Below are 19,895 nucleotides of genomic sequence, written 5' to 3' on the forward strand. Positions count from 1 at the left end.
CCCGTTTGTCGAGGTGAAGTGATGAGCCATCCCCCCATCAAAAAGAAGATGAGCCAGGGTAAACCTCTGTTGTTGCCGCTGGCGCTGGTGATCCTGGTGGTCTGGCTCGGCTGGCGCTTCTGGCTCGCTTATCAGCCGGAGTCGGTGCATCTGCAAGGGCAGATTGAAGCGCAGCAGTACTCGGTCTCCTCCAAGGTGCCGGGTCGCATCGACGAGGTGCTGGTGAAAAAGGGCGAGCAGCTGACCAAGGATCAACTGGTTTTTACCCTGGCGAGCCCCGAGATTGAAGCCAAGTTGAGCCAGGCCAAGGCGGGTGAGGCGGCTGCGGGCGCCATGGCGCAAGAGGCGGAGAAAGGGGCCCGTGCCCAACAGATCGCTGCCGCCAAGGATCAGTGGCAAAAAGCCAAGGCTGCCGCCCAGCTGCGTGGCAAGACCTATGAGCGGGTCGCCAGCCTGCACCGAGATGGCGTGATGCCGCTGCAAAAACGCGACGAGGCCTGGACTGCCTGGCAAGCTGCACGCTACAGCGAAGGGATGGCGTGGCAGCAATATCAGATGGCGCTGGAAGGGGCGCGGGAAGAGACCAAGATCGCCGCCCGCGAGAAGGCCAAGATGGCGGCGGGTTCCGTGGCCGAGGTTGAGGCCTATCTGGCCGATACCCGCATCACCAGCCCCCACAATGGTGAAGTGAGTCAGGTACTGCTGCGCAGCGGCGAGCTGGCGCCGCAAGGCTTCCCGGTGGTGACCCTGCTCGACATGAGCGATGCCTGGGCCCAGTTCCACGTGCGCGAGGATCTGCTGCCCCGCTTCCCGGTCGGTACCGAGTTTGATGCCCGCATCCCGGGTCTTGGCGACCAGATGGTGCGCTTCAAGGTGACCCATGTGGCCGTGATGGGTGATTTCGCCACCTGGCGTGCCACCGATACCAGTCAGGGTTTCGATATGAAGAGCTTCCAGGTGGAGGCTCGCCCGCTGCAACCGGTTGAGGGGCTGCGGGTTGGCATGAGTGTGCTGGTTGAACTCTGATGGGACGTGAATTTCGGCTGCTGTGGCAGGATCCGTTCAGTCGTGCCCTGATGAGCTGGGTGCCGCTGCTGCTGATGGGGATCCTCTGCTGGATCTTCTCGGCAGGGCTGGCCCGCGACCTCAAGGTGGGGCTGGTGGATCTCGACCACAGCATGCTCTCGCGCCAGCTCGCCTTCTCGCTGGATGGCTCGGCCGGGCTCAAGGTGGCGCAACCGTTTGACTCCATCGAGGCCGGGGCGCGCGCCTTGCGCGGTGGCGACATCTATGCGCTGGTGGTGATCCCCAACCATCTGGAGCGGGATGCCCGTCAGGGCACCCAGCCGCAGGTAACGGTGTTCAACAACGGCCAGTTCATCCTGATCGCCAAGCTGGTCAACTCGGCGCTGGCGCAGGTGGTAGGCACCCTTAACGGTCAGGTCGGCGTGCTGGAGGCGATGGCCGATGGCAAGGCGCTGCCTGGCGCGCTCGGGCAGTCGGTGCCTATCAGCAGTCAGGTGACTGCGCTCTATAACCTCAACTCCAGCTATGCCCAATTTCTGCTGAGCGCCATTCTGCCCGCGGTGTGGCAGATCCTGGTGGTGCTGTTTGGCCTCAATGCACTGGCCCGTACCGATCGGCTGGGGCTGGACTGGACCACTCGCGGGGTCTGGTTTGGCCTCTGGCGCACCCTGCTGCCCCACGTGCTGATTGGCTGGGGTTGGGGGATAGTCTGGACGCTGCTGCTGTTCAAGGGCTTCTCCTACCCCATGCACGGCAGCTGGCTAGTGCTGGTGGTGGGTCTGGGGCTCGCCTCGGCCGCCTGCGTCACCATGGGGGCCTTCTTTTACGGCATCATTCGGGATCCGGCCCGCGCCCTGTCGCTGGCGGGGGCTTACACGGCGCCCGGTTTTGCCTTTATGGGGGTCACCTTTCCGGTGAGCGCCATGGGGGATTTCGCCCGCTTCTGGCGCAGCCTGTTGCCGGTCTCTCACTATGTGGAGCTGCAGATTGGTCAGAGCAACTACGGTCTGCCTCTCGCATCGGCGTTGCCGCAACTGGGGGCGCTGCTGCTGTTTCTGCTTCCCTTGCTGCTGGTGGTACGTCGTTACAAGCAGCAGGCCGAGCTGGCCCGTCAATCAGCCGCAGTGGCGAGCGCCGAAAAGGAGCCTGAGTGATGCTGGGATTTGTCGATCTGTTGCGCCTAGAGCTGCGCACCCTGCTGGCGGATCGCGCCATCATGCTGACCCTGTTTGGCGGGGTGATCTTCTACTCGTTTCTCTATCCCCAGCCCTATCTGCATCAGCTGCCGCGGGAAGAGGCGGTGGTGGTGGTCAACGACGATGGCAGTCAGCTGTCCCGTCAGCTGGAGTTTATGGCCGATGCCACGCCGCAGGTGAAGCTGGTGGCGCGGGCCAATTCGCTGGCCGAGGCGCGCCAGCTGATGATGGCCGGGGAGGCGAGCGGCATCCTGCATATCCCCAACCACTTCTATCGGGATCTGATGCAGGGCAAGAGCGTCACCCTGAGCTATGCCGGTGATGCCTCCTACTTTCTGGTCTACGGCACCATTGCCGAAGGACTGGCACAGGCTGGGGGTACCCTCGCTGCGCAGGTGAAGGTGGCGCGGCTGTTGAGCCACGGCGAGGCGCTACCACAAGCGGCCATGGGCTGGAATGCGGTGGCCCTCAACGTGGTGCCGGTGTTCAACCCCACCATGGGCTATGTGAATTACGTGGTGCCGGCGGTATTCGTGCTGATCCTCCATCAGGTGCTGCTGATGGGGGCGGGGATCCTGGGGGCGACCCAGAACCAGCGCAGCTGCCGCGGCGAGCACGGTTACTGGCAAAGCGCGCCGGTGTTGCCGTTGCTGTTGGCCAGAACCCTGGTGCTGGCGGGGTTGTTCCTGCTGCCGGTGAGCTACTTCCTCGGCTTCTGCTTCGATCACTACAACATCGCCCGTCATGCCGATCCGCTGGAGCTGTGGCTGTTCGCCCTGCCGTTCCTGCTGGCGACCTGCTGGTTCGGTATTGTGCTGGGCGCCATCTTTACCCGGCGGGATCTGCCGACTCAGGTGGTGTTGATCTCCTCTCTGCCGCTGGTCTTTCTGGCGGGCTTTATCTGGCCGCTGGAGCTGATCCCGGCGCCCCTCAACTGGCTGGCTCAGTGGGTGCCCACTATCCCCGCCATCGAGGGTTTTCTGCGCCTCAACCAGATGGGGGCCGACTTTGCGCAGGTCTCCCGCTACTGGTGGCAGCAGTGGGGTCTGGCGCTGCTCTACGGTGTGCTGGCCTGCCTGTTGCTGCGTTGGCGGCAGCGGTCGCTGCCGGTTGCTCGCCCGTCAGTCGTGCAGGGTGAAACGACCGCCGGTTAAGCGGGATGGTGCAAGCGCGAGCAAGATGGCGTGTGCGGTAAAGCGAAAACGGTCAGCCCTTGGGCTGACCGTTTTGCTATGTGGTGGGTATGAGCGGTTTTACTGCTGCTTTAGCCGCGCTGGATCGTGGGATCCCCGATGGCGTAGATCTGCCCCACTGCTGTCTCATCCGCCAGCAGGCGTAGTCCTTGGGTGGCCACATCGGCACGGCGTACCAGTCCATGAACCTCCTTGCCCTGACTCAGCTCGGCGCGGCCAGTGGCGTCGCCATCCTGCAGGCCCGCCGGGCGCAGAATGGTCCACGCGAGGGCGCTGGTCTGCAGCCAGCTTTCCGCCAGACTCTTGAGGCGTACCTCGTGACCGAAGGCGGCTCGGGCCCGCTGCGGCAAATATTGCCAGCTGTCGCCACAGCCGAGGGAGGTGACCAGCAGCAGTCGTTTCAGGCCTGCCTGCTCCATGGCATCGATCACATGACGGTTGCCCTGATAGTCCACCGGCGCGGCCTGACGGAAGCTGCCGAGGGTAGAGACGACCTGTGCATCTTGCCCTGCCCGGGCACATGCCTGCTGCACCGCAGCTGGATCCAGCGCATCTCCTTCGATCACCTCAACTCCCAGCGCCTCCACTTCCATGGCCATATCGGGGCTGCGCACCAGCGCAACGACCCGGTGACCTTGGCTCAGGGCGTGATGAGTAAAGGCGCGGCCCAGCCCGCGGCTGGCTCCGAAAATCAGTGTGGTTGGCATAGATGAGCTCCCTTGGCAAAAGGGGCTAGCCTAGTGGCTTGTTCGCCTGCTGTAAATGAGAGTTGTTTCTATTTGTGAGCTGACAGGGAGGAGAGAGTGCGAGCCGCCAGCGACTCGCACTCTTTGGGAGGGATCAGCCGTTGTAGTTGCCGATGCTGGGGCGACGGCTGGGGCCACTCAGGTGGATATCCACCGGATTGAATGCCTTGATCGCCTCATAGCTGAAATCACCGATCGCCTGATGCAGGGTCTGGGGCGTGTGGTTGGTGATGATGATGACGCTCTTTGACAGGTTGCGACGGCGGCGCAGCAGGTGGCCGAGGAAGCTGGACTGGCTCTCCGCCATTTTGGCGCGGTTGGCCGATACCTCATCGATGATCAGCAGATCCACCTCTTCCAGCGCGCGGCGGTACTGGTTGCGCTCGTCCTGATCGGGGATGACGTTGAAAAACAGCCGATCGACGATGGAGGCCCACTGCTGGAAGATCACCGATTTCTGGTGACGGGCGATCAGCTCATGCGCCACCGCTCCCGCCAGGGTCGACTTGCCGGTGCCGTAGTCGCCGTAGATCAGCATGCAGCCGCCACCGCTCTTCTCCCAGTGCTCGAAGCCGCTGATAAAGTAACGGGCTGTTTCGATGGGGTATTGCAGCGCCGGGTCACCGGCATCCATCTTGTCAAATACCCAGTCAGGGTTGAGGTCGGCCTGGGCGATCAGCTTCTGGATCCGCTCCTGACGGGCCGCCTTCTGCAGCTCGCGCACCTCGGCGTTGGCCTTGGCGTCGTACTCCTTGCGCAGGGTCTCGTAGTCATACTGGCCGCCACCGGTCTCTTGTTGCAGGCGACGAATGCGCTCCAGAAGGCCACCTACATGACGGCTCAATTCCGGGTCGTGAATACGGTGATCCTGCTTGGCCTTGGCGATCTTCTGGCGCTTGGCTTCGATCTCTTCCAGCTCCTGGCGCAGGGGATCTTGCGGGTCAGTCATGGAATGCTCCTTCTGCTCGATCAGGGATGGGTAGACAAGGGGTTGATTCTGCCTGCAGGCGGGGGCCGCTATCAATCATTATCCGGCTCCTGCTGCGCTGCGGGTTCTTGCGTCTGCTGTTGGGCCAGTCGCTTGGCCTCTTCAATCATCTGTTGGGCCCGTTTGCTGGGGCCCGACTCTGGCGGGGCCGGCGTCACCTGCTGGTAGCCCTGCACCTCCATCGGTTTGCGACGGGTATAGCGGCGGGTCTTGAGGGCGCGAATGAACTTGAGCATCCATTGATGCTGGGAGTCGAACACCTCGGGGCGCCCCAGCCAGTAGGCGATAAATTCCCCCAGTTCCTCTTCGCTATAGCTGGCATCGATCACTCCGCACAGACGGGCGAGGGCGGGCAGCTCTTCGTCCGGTCGCCACTGTAGGTGCATCTGGAAGGGGCGTTCCGGCAGCGGGCTGCGCAATTTCTGGGTCAGTAGCGGCAACTGGAACGTGCACTGATGGTAGTGCTCACTCTCGGGCTGAGCCTCGACCTGCAGCAAGCCTGCCTCCATCAGTTCATCGAACAGTTCGGTGAGCTGGCGGGCGTTGACCTGAAACGAGAAGCCGCAGGGATCGCCCGGGTCAACCACCGCCAGTGCGCGACCCAGCTCGGGATAGTTAAGCCGGGCCAGCTGATTTTCCAGCACCAGTCTGCGCAGCTGCAGGGTATAGAGACTGCGGGCCGGATGGGACAATCTGGGGTGGGCAAGGGCGCTGTATTCGGCTGGGGTCATGGTCTTCTTCACGAGCTGGAGTGGGGGGCATTATCCCTTATGGCGCCCACTTGCACAATTCGCATGGGGTTGCGACATAACGAGGAGATACGGCACTGCTATGTGGTTGTTAATAGAGCTATCTATATTTCAGAACCTGACCAAGGTCTATTTTTGACACATCGTTTCCGCGGATGCCGGACTTTTGAACTAGTCTTAATACCTAAATAACCAATTGACTAATAAGAGCTTTATCAAGATGTTAAGAGCCGGGCTACGGATCCTGATGGTGGAGGACGAAGCTGTTTTTCGCCACTCGTTAGTGAGTTACCTCGCACGGGACGGGGCAACGGTGTTTCAGGCCGAAGATGGTATTGAGGGGCTATCGGCGGCGGCCCTCTACCATCCCGATGTGGTGCTCTGCGATCTCAATATGCCCAATATGGATGGCCACGAGGTGATCGCCTGCCTCTCTGCGCGCTATCCCCATATTCCGGTTATCGTTATTTCGGCCCAGAGCACCATGGAGGCAGTCGCCAGCGCCTTGCGTGCCGGTGCGCGGGACTATCTGCTCAAGCCCCTCGAGGATTACGCTCTGGTAGAGCGCAGTATCGAACAGTGTCTCAACGGCAGCGCCAACCGGGCGCAGCAGCTGGAGCTGATGGATCACATCGACTATTTCAGTGCCCACGACAAGGCGGCCAGCCGCCTGCTAGCGGGGCTCAAGCCGCCGGGCTTGCAGGAGTGGGGCCCCTGGCAGGTGACGTTCAAGGGGCTGGGGCAGTTGTTTATTCCCGATACCTTCAAGGTGGAAGACAAGCTGCTGGTGCTGGTGATGGAGCTGCCGATCATGGGGACGGATGCGGCATTTTGTGGGGCACTGGTGCGATCCTTGATGAACGTCCCCTACCGCCAGTTTCAGCAGAACGAGAGCCGGTTGCTGAGCCAGCCGCACCGGTTGCTCGACTACCTCAACCATCAGTTGATGGCATCCGGGCTTCGCCACTCTTTTGCCATGGCGGCGCTGCTGTTTGATCAGCATGATGGGTTGGTGTTTGCCAACGCAGGGCTCACCTCTCCCCACTGGCTGATGCGCTCAGGCGGCCTACCCCTTGGTCTGATGCGCAGCAGCCACTACGCCCTGCACAAACGCAGCTGGCATGAGCCGTTCGCCCTGCAGTTTCGCAGCGACAGCGGCGGCTCGCTGGATGTGCAGGTTCGTCATCACTGATGCCGCCTGATAAACAGGCTAAAACAAACAGGGCGCCGATGGGCGCCCTGTTTATTGTTTACAATCCTGACCGTTTAGACGGTGGCGGATTGCAGTTTCTTCTCTTGAGCTTGCGGCTCTTTGGCCGGGCCTTCGGCACCGTGCATCCAGTAGACCAGGCGGTTGGCCATGGTCAGCAGGATCAGGGCGCTCAGTATCGCAGCCAGGGCGATGCCACCGAAGATGGCGATGGGGCCGGCTTCACCCACGAAGGAGCCGATAAAGCCCGCAGCGTAGTTGGCCAGGGCAACGAAGCCAAACCAGGCACCCATCATCAGGGAAGCCAGACGCAGCGGAGCCAGTTTGGTCACCATGGAGAGGCCAATCGGGGAGAGGCAGAGCTCGCCCAGGGTGTGGAACAGGTATGCGCCAACCAGCCAGAACATGGAGGTCTTGACGGTGTTGTCACCACCCTGCTGCAGCACTGCACCGACCATGAACAGGAAGCCGATAGCCAGGAACAGCAGACCCATGGCGAATTTCACCGGAGAGTTCGGCTCTTTCTTGCCGAGCTTGATCCAGATGGCCGCAACGACCGGTGCCAGGGTGATAATGAAGAAGGGGTTCAGGGACTGGAACCAGGCGGTCGGCACTTCGAAGCTGCCGATCATGCGGTCGGTATACTCCTGGGTGTAGAGGTTCATCAGACCACCGGCCTGCTCGAAACCGGCCCAGAAGATGATGGTGAACAGACCCAGTACCAGAATAACCTTGATGCGATCCACTTCCTGCTTGGTCAGCGGTGCTTTCTGTTCGGTAGTACGCAGGGCGGCTGCGCGCTGGGCGGCAGTGACGCGACCGATGTCACCCAGGAAACGTTGGGCCATGGTGGCCTGGATCACCAGAGAGAGCAGCATACCGATACCGGCGCCGACGAAGGCTGCTTGCCAGCCGTAGGCCGTAGCGGCAGCACCACAGATCACACCTGCCAGCAGGGAACCCAGGTTGATACCCATGTAGAAGATGGTGAAAGCACCATCACGGCGGTGATCGCCCTCTTCATAGAGGTCACCCACCATGGTGGAGATGTTCGGTTTGAACAGGCCGTTACCCACGATCAGCAGCGCGAGGCCCGCGTAGAACATGGTGTTGACCATATCAGGGAACATGGCGTGGGGCAGTGCCAGAGTGAACTGACCTGCGGCCATCAGCACGGCACCGATCAGGATGGCGCGACGTTGACCCAGGAAGGTGTCAGCCAGCCAGCCGCCGATCAGCGGAGTGATATAAACCAGACCGGTATAGATACCGTAGAGTTTGAGGGCATCTGCCTGACTCCAGCCCAGACCGCCGTTGGCAGTCAGGTCGGTCAGATAGAGCACCAGCACGGCACGCATGCCGTAATAGGAGAATCTCTCCCACAGTTCGGTACTAAAGAGCAAAAAAAGCCCTTTAGGGTGACCTAAAAAGGTCCCTTTTGACGGGTTATTCATTGGAACTTCCACCTGTGTCTTATATTTTTTTGAGTTTTTTATGCAAGGGCGAGAAACACGCCTCAATCCTTATAGAGCATGTGTGAATAAATTACAACATTATGATTTGCTGAGAGTTTATTTACTCTTGATTGATTTTTTGTTGCAAAAATGAAAAAGGAGCATCATTTGATGCCCCTTAAATACGTCTATAAAAAACAGATTTATCAGCGATTACAACTGCTTGACGAACTGCTTCAGCCAGCCGATGAATTCACCATTCAGCTCGTGATGGCGCACACCATATTCCACATTGGCTTTCATGTAACCGAGCTTGCTGCCGCAATCGTGGCTCTTGCCCTTCATGAAGTAGGCGTTGACCTGCTCCTGCTCCATCAGCATGGCGATGGCGTCAGTCAGCTGGATTTCGTCACCGGCACCGGCCGGGGTCTTCTCCAGCAGCGGCCAGATATTGGAGGAGAGGACATAACGACCCACCACCGCTAGATTGGAGGGGGCTTCGTCACGGGGTGGCTTCTCGACAATGGCCTGCATCGGCAGGGACATCCCCTCGCTCAGGGCCTCGCCCTTGATGTCGGCGATGCCGTACTTGTCCACTTCGCTCTCAGGAACCGCTTCCACCATGATCTGGCTGATCTGGTCTTCTTCGAACATGTGCACCATCTCGGCCAGGTTGTCTTTTTTCGGGTCGCTGGCTACTTCATCAATCAGTACATCCGGCAGCAGCACGGCAAACGGGTTGTCACCGATCAGCGGGCGTGCGCAGAGCACCGCGTGGCCCAGACCTTTGGCCTCGCCCTGGCGGACGTGCATGATGGTGACGTCTTTCGGGCAGATCTGTTGCACCTCTTCCAGCAGCTGACGCTTGACTCGCTTCTCGAGGGTCGCTTCCAGTTCGAAACTCTTGTCGAAGTGGTTTTCGATGGAGTTCTTGCTCGAGTGGGTGACCAGCACGATCTCTTTGATACCGGCGGCGATGGCTTCGCGCACTACGTACTGGATCAGCGGTTTGTCGACCACCGGCAGCATCTCTTTCGGGATGGCCTTGGTGGCTGGCAGCATACGGGTACCCAGACCGGCTACCGGGAGCACGGCTTTGCGAACTGTCAGAGGAGTCTTTTTCATGGAAAACTATCCAGCGGGATTAAAGTGCGGCCATGATACTCCAAGAAAAATGGGGCAGCCACAGGCGACCCCATTCGTATATGCAGAGCTCGGACGTTATTTGACGATGATCATGTCACGGTTGGCTTCCAGGGTGGCCGGGCCAATGCCATTGACATCTGCCAGCTGATCGACCGAGCTGAACTTTCCCTGTTTTTCCCGATAGTCGACGATGGCTTGTGCCTTCTTGTCGCCAATCCCTTTCAGGCTGGTGAGTTCGGCAAGGGTGGCCGTATTGATATTCAGCTTGCCGGACTCCTTGGCGACCGCGGTCGTGGTGGTTTGCTTGGGCGCTGCCTTATCTGCGGCCAGTACGGGTTGGCTGAACAGGGGCAAGCAGGCTAACAGCATGATTGCAGAGAGCTTCTTCATCAGCATTTCCATTCCTCCATGATGTGGATATTGCCGAGTGGGCACTTTGAGAAATAGCGTATCGAACAGGTCTTTTTCACTGCTATTTCTAACAGGTCAAATCCTCATGCCGATGGCGAAATATTTGCTATAAGCGCTTAGCCATGAATGCCGCCGTATAGCCAACCTTATGATCTGGAATGTATTTCAGATGCATCTTTGATTTGACGAGCAGACTTCCCCGAGATGCTCTGCTCAAACCGTTGTGGAGGTGCCGGATGGCATTATTCTGCGCAACAAGGTGCGGATGGCATGTTTCACTGGTCTTCAAAAGAGAACCAATAAAAAAGGCTGCTCACCTGGGGTGAGCAGCCTTTGTGATCGGTTTTTTCAGACAGGCACTGATTAGGCTTGTTCGTCAGCCTGTGCAGCCTGGATACCGGTCAGGGCGATGGTGTAGACGATGTCGTCAACCAGGGCGCCACGGGAGAGGTCGTTGACCGGCTTGCGCATGCCTTGCAGCATCGGGCCGATGGAGACCAGGTCAGCGGAACGCTGCACCGCTTTGTAAGTGGTGTTACCTGTGTTCAGGTCAGGGAACACGAACACGGTGGCTTTACCTGCAACCGGTGAGTTTGGTGCCTTGGACTTGGCCACGTTCTCCATGATGGCCGCGTCGTACTGCAGCGGGCCGTCGATGATGAGGTCAGGGCGCTTGGCCTTGGCCAGCTCGGTCGCTTCACGCACTTTCTCTACATCGGCACCGGCACCAGAGGTACCGGTGGAGTAGGAGATCATGGCGACGCGCGGCTCGATGCCGAAAGCGGCAGCGGAGTCGGCGGACTGGATGGCGATCTCGGCCAGCTGCTCGGCAGTCGGATCCGGGTTGATCGCGCAGTCACCGTAGACCAGCACTTGGTCAGGCAGCAGCATGAAGAAGATGGAGGAGATCAGGGAAGAGCCCGGTGCGGTCTTGATGATCTGCATCGGCGGACGGATGGTGTTGGCAGTGGTGTGCACCGCGCCGGATACCAGGCCGTCAACTTCGTTGCGTTCCAGCATCATGGTACCCAGTACCACGTTGTCTTCCAGCTGCTCGCGGGCAACCACTTCGGTCATGCCCTTGTTCTTGCGCAGCTCGACCAGACGCGGCACATAGCGCTCGCGCACAACGGCCGGATCGATGATCTCGACGCGATCGGTCAGTACCACACCCTGCTGTTCGGCAACTCGACGGATCTCTTCCGGGTTACCCAGCAGTACCGGACGGGCAATGCCACGCTCGGCACAGATGGCGGCAGCCTTGATGGTGCGCGGCTCGTCGCCTTCCGGCAGCACGACACGCTTGTTGGCCTGACGGGCCAGCTCGGTCAGCTGATAACGGAACGCCGGCGGGCTCAGGCGACGGGAACGGGTAGAGCTGACAGTCAGCGACTCGATCCAGTGCTTGTCGATGTGGCCAGCGACGTAGTCCTGTACCAGCTCGATACGCTCGCGGTCATCTTCCGGAATATCGACGTTGAAGTTCTGCAGGCTGACGGCGGTCTGCCAGGTGTTGGTACCGGTCATCATGATCGGCAGGCCGGTGGCCATGGCCTGTTGGCACAGCGCCATGACCTGCGGCTCCGGATGGTAGTTACCGGTCAGCAACAGGGCACCCAGCTTGACGCCGTTCATGGCGGAGAGGCAGGCAGAGACGATAACGTCAGAGCGGTCGCCGGAGGTCACCAGCAGGCTGCCCGGACGGAAGTGTTCAACCATGTTATGGATGGAGCGGGCACAGAAGGTCACGGTCTGCAGACGGCGGCTGTCCAGCTCACCCTTGTGCAGGATCTTGGCGGCCAGATGCTTGGCGAGATCCTTGGCGCGCGGGGCGATCAGCTGGGTGTTCCAGGGGATGCAACCCAAGATGCGCAGCGGGCTCTTGCCGAACACTTGCAGCACTTCCAGGTTGTGAGCCGCGTCGGAAGCGTGGTGATGGGCTTCGAACATCTCGGTCAGGTCAGGGCGGGTTACGCCATGCTCGTCAACCGGCGCGCCAACCTTGTTGATCACGCAACCAACGATGCGGGGGTTGTTGACACCACCGAAGTTGGAGCAGGCCAGCTCGATGCGCTCTTTCAGTTTCTGGCTGGAGTCATGGCCCGGGTGGGTCACGAATACCATGTCAGCGTCCAGCGCCTTGGCGACGTCGTAGTTCAACTTGTTGGCAAAGGGCTGCTTGTCGGTCGGCACCATACCTTCGACAACCAGCACTTCGGCACCACTGGATTTCACGTGCTCTTCGAAGCGGGCAACGATCTCTTCCAGCAGGATATCGGTGTTGCTGGAGCTGATCATGTTCTCGGCGTAGGAGAGGGTGAACGGCTCGGGCGGGTTGATGTTGGCAGCTGCGCGGATAACGGCGGTTGAGCGCTCGGCACCGGTTTCACCCGGACGCGGCTGGGCAACCGGTTTGAAGAAGCTGACATTGACACCGTGACGTTCCATGGCGCGAACAACGCCAAGGCTTACGGAAGTTACGCCGACACCAGTGCCGACCGGGATAAGCATAATAGTGCGTGCCACTTTATACCCCTTGTTCATTTTTTGGGATCAGGAAAAGGCCGCCCTGTGGGCGGCCTCGAGTTACTGCGTCAATTAAGCGCCGACCAGTTCCAGCGCGTCGTGGGCGATAACCCACTCTTCGTTGGTCGGGATAACCAGGGCCTTGGTAGAACCAGCCTTGGTGATCTCGCCACCCTTGCCGAAACGAGCCTTCAGGTTGGCGTCGTGATCAACGTCAAAGCCCAGCAGACCCAGCTTGTTCAGGGTGATTTCACGGATCGGGGCGGAGTTTTCACCGATACCACCGGTGAAAACAACGGCGTCCAGACGACCGTCCATGGCGGCAGCGTAGGCGCCGATGTACTTGGCCAGGCGATAGCAGTAAACGTCCATAGCACGCTTGGCTTCTTCTTTGCTGTCGTAGTTGTCTTCAACAAAACGGCAGTCGGAGGTGACTTCGGTCAGACCCTGCAGGCCGGACTCTTTGGTCAGCATGGTGTTGATGTCAGCCACGCTCATGCCCAGCTTGTCGTGCAGGAAGAAGATGATGGCCGGGTCCAGATCGCCGGAGCGGGTACCCATCACCAGACCTTCCAGCGGGGTCAGACCCATGGAGGTATCAACAGATTTGCCGTTCTTGATAGCGCAGACGGAACCGCCGTTGCCCAAGTGGCAGTTGATGATGTTCAGCTCTTCAACCGGCTTGTTCAGCTGCTTGGCAGCTTCCAGGCTGATGTAGTAGTGGCTGGTGCCGTGAGCGCCGTAGCGACGGATGCCGTTCTCTTTGTAGAGTTTGTACGGCAGAGCGTACAGGAAGGCTTCTTCCGGCATGGTCTGGTGGAACGCGGTATCGAATACGGCCACGTTCTTGTCTGCCAGCGCCGGGAATACGCGGCGAGCTTCACGGATACCGATCAGGTGAGCCGGGTTGTGCAGCGGTGCGTACGGAACAGCGGCTTCGATGCCGGCAATCACGTCTTCGCAGATGACAACGGAAGAGGTGAAGCGCTCGCCGCCGTGAACAACACGGTGACCGATGGCGATCAGGTTCTTGGACAGTTCCGGATTGAGCGGCAGGATCTTGTTGACGATGAAGTCCAGCGCTTCCTGGTGAGCGGCACCCGCGCCCAGATCGGCACTGCCTTTCTCGCCATTCAGTTTCCACTTGATGCGGGCGTCGTCGAGGTTGAAGCACTCGGCCAGGCCGGACAGCAGGTCATCACCGGTGGTTGCGTCAATGACGGCAAACTTCAGGGAAGAGCTGCCACAGTTAAGAACAAGAACCAGCTTACTCATGAATAAATCCTATCGCAGATTGGGTTGTGTAGGCGGATGCGTTGGACGCGGTGCGGCCAAAAACTTTCAACTTATCCTTATGAGGGTTGGCAATCTGTTGCTTGCCCCTTGTATAGTGATACAAGACCCGAAATCCAGACGTCCCTGACAGGTCAATAGCAAGAAGCTTTTGACGCAAAAATGGGCGTACAAAGGATAACCCGATTGTTGAAAAATAACAAAGTCATCCTCAACCTTTGTTACTTTGCATCAAATTTTGTCGAGGTTTTGCCGTTGGTACGTTCAAAAAGCGCTCGGAGGTAGTATGAGCATGAACATTTTTGGAACTAAGTTACAGCAAGGCCGCCATTATATGACGCTTTGGCCGCGCCGTCCCGAGCTCAATTCGATGTTTCCTGAAAATCGGGTGATCAAGGCGACCGAGTTCGCCCTCAAGGTGATCCCCGCGCTGGCGGTGCTGAGCGTGATGCTGCAGTTCCAGTTTGGCCAACTGCACTACTGGCCTTCCGTTATCACTTCCGTGCTGTTTCTGCTCAGTTTGCCGCTGCAAGGTTACTACTGGCTCGGCCAGCGTGCCGACACCCGCTTGCCCCCGTCGCTGGCGAGCTGGTATCGGGAGATCAACGGCAAGATGAACGAGCAGGGAGGCCGCCGCCAGCTGGTTTCCCAGCCGCGCTATGAAGAGTTGGCCGATACCCTCAAGGCCGCCTTCCAGCAGCTCGACAAATCCTTTCTCTACGAATAACCCGTTTCAGATGCAAAAAGGCGCCAGTGGCGCCTTTTCTGTTGTGGTTGCGGTTTAGGCCGCCAGTACTTTGCGGATCTCCTGAATGGAGAGCTTGTATTGGCGCGGGCACTGACGCCATACAGTCAGCATCCGTTGGTACTTGTCGCGCATGGCGATGTCGCTGGAGAGCTCGTCGCACGGGCATTTGAGCTCGGGGAAGCGCTTGTCCACCTCCAGCAGGAAACAGACGTAGTCAGCCAGTTCACGCTCCTGACTGCGGCTGTAGCCGTTGAACTCCAGCCGGCTGGCGTTGATCTCGCCCTGATCGGCAGCATCCAGATTACCCCATGAGATGGCCAGCGCGTGGTGCAGCTCGAGGGTATCGATCACCTCCTGGCAGGTCGCCAGATCCAGATGGCCGAAGCTCTTCTCCAGCTCGAGGGTCTGCAGGCAGTAGCCGCGCTCGATGATGGTGCTGGCGCGCTGGTAGATGTCCGCTTTCTCCGGATTGAGTTTCGCCAGAATTTCGTACTGGTTGCTCAGGATCAAACGCTCAGTGTTGCTCATGTTCATGGGATATCTCGCTGGAAGATGATTCTGGGGTCACGTTAACCCATATATAAAATGAATTTTTTGATCTGGGCGGGGGAGTTGGTGAGAAAAATCCGCTGGCAAGGGGCGGCTGAGCAGACGAAAAAGGCCTGCATGGCAGGCCTTTCAATGACGCGGGGGAGGGTTACCCCTTGAGGAAATCCAGTACCACCTGATGGTGATCGCTGGTTTTGAACTTGTCGAAGTGGTGGGCAATCTTGCCCTCTTCATCGATCAGGAAGCTCTGACGGTGAATGCCGTCATACTCCTTGCCCATGAACTTCTTCGGGCCCCAGACGCCAAAGGCATCGGCGACGGCGTGGTCTTCATCAGCCAGCAGGGTGAAGTTGAGCTGGTCCCGCTCTTCGAACTTTTTCAGACGTTTGGCCGGATCCGGGCTAATGCCAAGCACCACCACATTGAGGGCGGCCAACTCGGCGTTCACATCGCGCAGGCTGCAGGCCTGGGTGGTGCAGCCGGGGGTCATCGCCTTGGGGTAGAAATAGACCAGCACCTTCTTGCCGCGCAGGCCAGCGAGGCTGACCTGATTGCCATTCTGGTCGGGCAGGGAGAAATCGGGGGCGGGGCTGCCAGCTTGTAGTGGTTGCATGGGGTCTCCTCGGGTAAAACGCTCTCAGGCGTGTTTGCGATTGACGATAAACTCGAACGATTCGGCACCCAGTTGACGACAGAATTCGGCGAAGGCGGTTTGCGAACCTTCCACTTCACCCTCTCTGGCCAGATTGAGCTGAAAACTGATCTTCAGCAGGTTGAACGGCTGCTGCTCCAGGGTCATGGATTGCATCGCCTGAATGTTCCAGCCATGTTCGCTGAAGAACTGGGTGCACTGGCTTACGATGCCGGGCTCGTCGCGGATCAACAGGTCGGCACTGGCGCGGATGTCATACTGCAGGGACTGGTGGCGTTCGGTGCGTTTCATCATGGTGATGAGATCCCACTCCTGGCTACGCAGGGGCAGGCTGATTTCGAGTTGCATCATGCTGTTCCAGTCGCCCGAGAGCAGCATGATAAAGGTAAATTCATTGCCGAAGATGCCAAGGCGGCTGTCCACAATGTTGCAACCACAGCCACTGACGTGGCGGGTCACTTCATTGACGATGCCAGGCCTGTCCGTGCCGATGGCCGTTACGACCAGGTAGTGAGTCATAAATCTTCTCTCGTCCGTTATTTCGTTGCGAAAGCCGCGCTGGCAAGCCAACCCTCCGGCCCTGATGACCACTCCCTGAGGGACGCTGCCGACTTTCGTCCATTACTTTTTGTTCCGGATGGTATCACGGCTTGCCCCCTCTCTCCCTTGTTTTTCAAAGGGGTCAGCTTTACCATTACGCCCCTGAAAATCGGGAGAAAAGTCCATGTTACGCGGTAGTATTGTTGCGCTCGTTACCCCCATGCTGGCTTCAGGTGAAGTCGATTGGGCCAGTCTGGCCAAACTGGTTGACTATCATGTCAGCGCCGGGACCAGCGCCATTGTTGCGGTGGGTACCACAGGGGAATCGGTGACCCTGAGCGAGCAGGAGCATATCGCCGTCGTTGAAAAGACCGTTGAGTATGCCGCCGGACGCATTCCCGTCATCGCCGGTTGCGGCTCCAACAATACCGCCCATGCCATTGAATTGGCAAAGCGACTGGCCAAAACCGGCGTGGTGGCGGGCCTCTCGGTGACTCCTTACTACAACAAGCCCACTCAGGAAGGTCTCTATCGCCACTATTGTGCGATCGCCGAGGCTAGTGGTCTGCCCCAAATTCTTTATAATGTGCCCGGTCGCACCTGTTGCGATCTCAAACCGGAGACCGTGGCTCGTCTGGCCAAGGTTCCCGGCATTATCGGTTTGAAAGAGGCAACCGGCGATTTGAGCCGCACCCCGCTGCTGCGCGAGCTGTGCGGGCCGGAGTTTGCCCTTTACAGTGGCGACGATGCCACTGGTTGTGATTTTATGCTGCAAGGTGGCGATGGCGTGATTTCGGTCACCACCAATATTGCGGCGGCCCAGATGGCCGACATGTGTCGTGCTGCGCTGGCCGGTGATGCCGGGCAGGCGCATGACATCAACAATCTCTTGATGCCGTTGCACAAGACTCTGTTCTGCGAACCGAGTCCCACCCCGGTGAAATGGGCCTGTGCCCAACTGGGGTTGATTGCAACAGCCACCTTGCGCCTGCCGCTGGTTGACCTCACCCCCGAGGGCGAACAGCTGATGGCGCGAGCACTGACCACAGCGGAGTTGATGGCGAGTGTTTAAATCTAATGGAAAGGGAAATAGAGCCCGTCTGGTGCTGAGCGTTGCGACTGTGGCCGTCTTGGCCGGTTGCAGCACCCCCCAGGATCGCAAAATGGCCAACCGCGACTTCGGTTATGAAGATGCCCGCCTCGAGGGCCGCGCGTTCTTGATCCCCGCAGGATTGAGTGCCCCCACCTTCAACAGCCAGTACGACATCCCGCCGCTTCCCGAAAGCAGCCGTGAAGGTGCCCTCGGCGCCCAGGTCGATGTGCGCCCACCCGCTCAATTGCTGACCGTGGTACCGGGCAGTCAGGTGGTGCAGAGCGCAGCCGAACCGACCGTTGCCTTCTATGCCCTGAGCACCAGCCAGAGCGTGGAGCGCGATACCTGGTCGTTCCTGATGAACTTCCTGGCCAAATACAAGGTCACCACCGAGAAGCTGGATCAGCAGGATGGCGTATTGCAGACCGGCTGGTTTGACAACACGGTCGCCCTCGATGGCTGGGGCGAAGATGACGAGGACTTCAAAATCCGTCAGCGTTACCAGTTCACCGTGCGCAACGATGCCCAGCGCCACGCCGTCAACATGTCGGTCCGGGTGCTGGATCACGAAGAGACCATCGACGGCGAGACCAGCAACAAGCTGACCCCTGCCGATGCCCAGCGCTATGCCGCGCGAGTGCTGAACCAGTTCTCGCTCTATTACGACAGCCAGCTGAAAGCCCGCGAGCAGCACAAGTCCAACGATGGCATGGGTCTGCAACTGGGTCTGGACAACAACGAGCTGAGCGCCTGGATTGCCGAAGGCTCCTTTGATCAGGTGTGGCGTCGCCTCAACCAAGTACTGCCCGCTTACGGTTTCACCATCAAGGATACCCAGCAGTCTCTGGGCTGGATCGACGTCGAGTACGAAGAGCCGGGTGCCGAGTTCTGGAAGGCGAAAGGGAGCGAGCCGTTCAAACTGGAGGAGGAGAAATACCGCTTCCAGCTTGGCGAAATGGCGGGAGGCAAGACCTCCATCACCCTGTTCGACAAGGACAAGAAGCCTGTATCGTCCGGGGTTATCTCCCAGATGTATATCAGCCTGTCCGAGGCGTTCGCCAAGGGGCTGGCCGATCAGGCAGCAGCAAAAGCAGAATAAATACAGGGGCCTTGTGCCCCTGTTTTGTTATCAGAATCCCCCTGAAAACGCGGGGATTCCGAGTGGTTTTCGATGATGCGAGCCCCCTTGCCAGCCCGTTGCAAACAGAGCGCGCAGGTGAGGAACTCGCGATGTTTACCCCCCACAAACAGGAAGTGTTATTAGCCATGAGTCTTGCAGATCAAGTATTGGCGGTGAATGACGATTTACCGATCCGTACCGATAAACCTGTCCATTCCGGCAAAGTGCGCAGCGTCTACTGGTTGACCCCCGAAGACAGTGCCCGGCTCATAAAAGAGAAAGGCTATGATGTGCCGGCCGATGCGCCCCTCGCCCTCATGGTGATCAGCGATCGCATCTCGGCCTTCGATTGCATCTGGCAAGGTGTGGATGGCCTGAACGGCGTGCCGGGCAAAGGGGCGGCGCTCAACGCCATCTCCAGCCACTGGTTCAAGCTGTTCAAGGAGAAGGGACTGGCCGACAGCCACATTCTGGATATTCCGCACCCCTTCGTCTGGATCGTGCAAAAAGCCCGTCCGGTGATGATCGAGGCGATTGCCCGCCAGTACATCACCGGCTCCATGTGGCGTGCCTACAAGGATGGCGAGCGCGAGTTCTGCGGCATCACTCTGCCAGAAGGGCTGAAAAAGGATCAGAAACTGCCGGAGATCCTCATCACTCCCTCCACCAAGGGCGTGCTGAAAGGGCTGGATGGCGTGCCGGAAGCCGATGACGTCAACGTCTCCCGTGCCGATATCGAGCGCCACTATAAAGGCTTCAACTTCAGCAAACCGGCCGACATCGACCGCTACGAAGTGCTGCTCAAAGAGGGCTTCAACGTCATCAGCGACGCGCTGGCCGGGCTGGATCAGATCTTCGTCGATACCAAGTTCGAGTTTGGTTACGTCCACGATGCCGCCGGCAACGAGAAGCTGATCTACATGGACGAAGTGGGCACCCCCGACAGCTCCCGTATCTGGGATGGCGCGGCCCTGCGCGACGGCCAGATCGTCGAGAAGTCCAAAGAGGGTTTCCGTCAGTGGCTGCTCAACCACTTCCCGGATCCGGACATCCTGCTCAACAAGAACCGCATGCCGGAACGTTTCGCCCTGGCCCGCGACAACAAGCTGCCGACTGAAGTGATGATGGATATCTCCAACACCTACGTCGGGATCGCCGAGAAGATCATCGGCCACAAGCTGGCGCGTTCTGCCAATCCCAAGCAGGAGATCATCGAGGTGCTGCGCGATCAGTACGGTCTGATCGACTAAGGGTT

Annotated in this window: 19 protein-coding genes; 8 read left to right on the forward strand and 11 right to left on the reverse strand. The window is 59.1% G+C overall.

Annotated elements, in window-relative coordinates; all coding sequences use genetic code 11:
* The first annotated feature begins 21 nt into the window (after positions 1-21).
* Genes AB5Z09_RS00170 through AB5Z09_RS00180 form a run of 3 tightly spaced genes read left to right on the forward strand, consistent with a single transcriptional unit; the run spans position 22 to position 3,376 of the window.
* Positions 22-1,026, forward strand: coding sequence for an HlyD family secretion protein (locus tag AB5Z09_RS00170; RefSeq protein WP_368194327.1), 1,005 nt, complete (start codon positions 22-24; stop codon positions 1,024-1,026).
* A complete protein-coding gene (locus AB5Z09_RS00175; RefSeq protein WP_368194328.1) occupies positions 1,026-2,180 on the forward strand; it encodes an ABC transporter permease in 1,155 nt (384 codons plus the stop codon). The genes AB5Z09_RS00170 and AB5Z09_RS00175 overlap by 1 nt, the downstream gene beginning before the upstream one ends.
* A complete protein-coding gene (locus tag AB5Z09_RS00180) occupies positions 2,180-3,376 on the forward strand; it encodes an ABC transporter permease (protein WP_058057218.1) in 1,197 nt (398 codons plus the stop codon). Before AB5Z09_RS00175 ends, AB5Z09_RS00180 begins: the two co-directional genes overlap by 1 nt.
* A 110-nt stretch (positions 3,377-3,486) precedes the next feature.
* On the opposite strand, the gene AB5Z09_RS00185 is transcribed toward AB5Z09_RS00180, so the two are convergent.
* The 3 genes from AB5Z09_RS00185 to AB5Z09_RS00195 all read right to left on the reverse strand — a co-directional run bounded on the left by AB5Z09_RS00185 (position 3,487) and on the right by AB5Z09_RS00195 (position 5,880).
* Complete coding sequence (locus AB5Z09_RS00185; RefSeq protein WP_368194330.1) at positions 3,487-4,122, reverse strand: SDR family oxidoreductase; 636 nt, start codon at positions 4,120-4,122, stop codon at positions 3,487-3,489.
* Between the two features lie 133 nt (positions 4,123-4,255).
* Positions 4,256-5,110 carry a DnaA/Hda family protein gene (locus AB5Z09_RS00190; RefSeq protein WP_005341142.1) on the reverse strand — a complete coding sequence of 285 codons (855 nt, stop codon included), beginning with the start codon at positions 5,108-5,110 and terminating at the stop codon, positions 4,256-4,258.
* Between the two features lie 71 nt (positions 5,111-5,181).
* A complete protein-coding gene (locus tag AB5Z09_RS00195; RefSeq protein WP_368194332.1) occupies positions 5,182-5,880 on the reverse strand; it encodes a DnaT-like ssDNA-binding domain-containing protein in 699 nt (232 codons plus the stop codon).
* Positions 5,881-6,118: 238 nt separating this feature from the next.
* Here AB5Z09_RS00195 and AB5Z09_RS00200 point away from each other — a divergent pair, with 238 nt between their 5' ends.
* The gene (locus AB5Z09_RS00200; RefSeq protein ID WP_005339125.1) at positions 6,119-7,090 is read left to right on the forward strand and encodes a response regulator; all 972 of its coding nucleotides are present in this window, start codon (positions 6,119-6,121) and stop codon (positions 7,088-7,090) included.
* Positions 7,091-7,164: 74 nt separating this feature from the next.
* Here AB5Z09_RS00200 and AB5Z09_RS00205 read toward each other — a convergent pair whose 3' ends face one another.
* The 5 genes from AB5Z09_RS00205 to AB5Z09_RS00225 all read right to left on the reverse strand — a co-directional run bounded on the left by AB5Z09_RS00205 (position 7,165) and on the right by AB5Z09_RS00225 (position 13,920).
* A complete protein-coding gene (locus AB5Z09_RS00205; protein WP_040065012.1) occupies positions 7,165-8,562 on the reverse strand; it encodes a peptide MFS transporter in 1,398 nt (465 codons plus the stop codon).
* Positions 8,563-8,775: 213 nt separating this feature from the next.
* The gene (gene galU / locus AB5Z09_RS00210) at positions 8,776-9,687 is read right to left on the reverse strand and encodes a UTP--glucose-1-phosphate uridylyltransferase GalU (RefSeq protein ID WP_128816261.1); all 912 of its coding nucleotides are present in this window, start codon (positions 9,685-9,687) and stop codon (positions 8,776-8,778) included.
* Positions 9,688-9,783: 96 nt separating this feature from the next.
* The gene (locus AB5Z09_RS00215; protein WP_139747904.1) at positions 9,784-10,104 is read right to left on the reverse strand and encodes a ComEA family DNA-binding protein; all 321 of its coding nucleotides are present in this window, start codon (positions 10,102-10,104) and stop codon (positions 9,784-9,786) included.
* A 378-nt stretch (positions 10,105-10,482) separates the two neighbouring features.
* Positions 10,483-12,663, reverse strand: coding sequence for a phosphate acetyltransferase (pta, locus tag AB5Z09_RS00220; RefSeq protein ID WP_005339119.1), 2,181 nt, complete (start codon positions 12,661-12,663; stop codon positions 10,483-10,485).
* 54 nt (positions 12,664-12,717) lie between these two features.
* Complete coding sequence (locus tag AB5Z09_RS00225; protein WP_005349210.1) at positions 12,718-13,920, reverse strand: acetate kinase; 1,203 nt, start codon at positions 13,918-13,920, stop codon at positions 12,718-12,720.
* Between the two features lie 304 nt (positions 13,921-14,224).
* Between AB5Z09_RS00225 and yfbV the strand changes: the two genes are divergently transcribed.
* Positions 14,225-14,665: a terminus macrodomain insulation protein YfbV gene (gene yfbV / locus AB5Z09_RS00230; protein WP_368194334.1), complete on the forward strand. Its 441-nt coding sequence runs from the start codon at positions 14,225-14,227 to the stop codon at positions 14,663-14,665.
* Positions 14,666-14,719: 54 nt separating this feature from the next.
* Here yfbV and AB5Z09_RS00235 read toward each other — a convergent pair whose 3' ends face one another.
* The 3 genes from AB5Z09_RS00235 to AB5Z09_RS00245 all read right to left on the reverse strand — a co-directional run bounded on the left by AB5Z09_RS00235 (position 14,720) and on the right by AB5Z09_RS00245 (position 16,406).
* Positions 14,720-15,220 carry a YfbU family protein gene (locus AB5Z09_RS00235; RefSeq protein WP_368194337.1) on the reverse strand — a complete coding sequence of 167 codons (501 nt, stop codon included), beginning with the start codon at positions 15,218-15,220 and terminating at the stop codon, positions 14,720-14,722.
* Between the two features lie 163 nt (positions 15,221-15,383).
* Entirely contained in the window at positions 15,384-15,848 is a 465-nt protein-coding gene (bcp, locus tag AB5Z09_RS00240; protein ID WP_005358255.1) for a thioredoxin-dependent thiol peroxidase, read from the reverse strand.
* Between the two features lie 24 nt (positions 15,849-15,872).
* Positions 15,873-16,406 (reverse strand): glycine cleavage system protein R, encoded by a 534-nt coding sequence (locus AB5Z09_RS00245; protein WP_064337273.1) that lies wholly within the window; start codon positions 16,404-16,406, stop codon positions 15,873-15,875.
* A gap of 205 nt (positions 16,407-16,611) precedes the next feature.
* On the opposite strand from AB5Z09_RS00245, the gene dapA reads away from it, so the two are divergent.
* The 3 genes from dapA to AB5Z09_RS00260 all read left to right on the forward strand — a co-directional run bounded on the left by dapA (position 16,612) and on the right by AB5Z09_RS00260 (position 19,890).
* Positions 16,612-17,499: a 4-hydroxy-tetrahydrodipicolinate synthase gene (gene dapA, locus AB5Z09_RS00250; RefSeq protein WP_005349232.1), complete on the forward strand. Its 888-nt coding sequence runs from the start codon at positions 16,612-16,614 to the stop codon at positions 17,497-17,499.
* A complete protein-coding gene (bamC, locus tag AB5Z09_RS00255) occupies positions 17,492-18,619 on the forward strand; it encodes an outer membrane protein assembly factor BamC (RefSeq protein WP_368194338.1) in 1,128 nt (375 codons plus the stop codon). Before dapA ends, bamC begins: the two co-directional genes overlap by 8 nt.
* A gap of 167 nt (positions 18,620-18,786) precedes the next feature.
* Positions 18,787-19,890, forward strand: coding sequence for a phosphoribosylaminoimidazolesuccinocarboxamide synthase (locus tag AB5Z09_RS00260; protein WP_040065098.1), 1,104 nt, complete (start codon positions 18,787-18,789; stop codon positions 19,888-19,890).
* The last annotated feature ends 5 nt before the right edge of the window (positions 19,891-19,895 follow it).

The sequence above is a fragment of the Aeromonas sp. R2-2 genome (genome assembly GCF_040908355.1).
Classification (GTDB): domain Bacteria; phylum Pseudomonadota; class Gammaproteobacteria; order Enterobacterales; family Aeromonadaceae; genus Aeromonas; species Aeromonas veronii.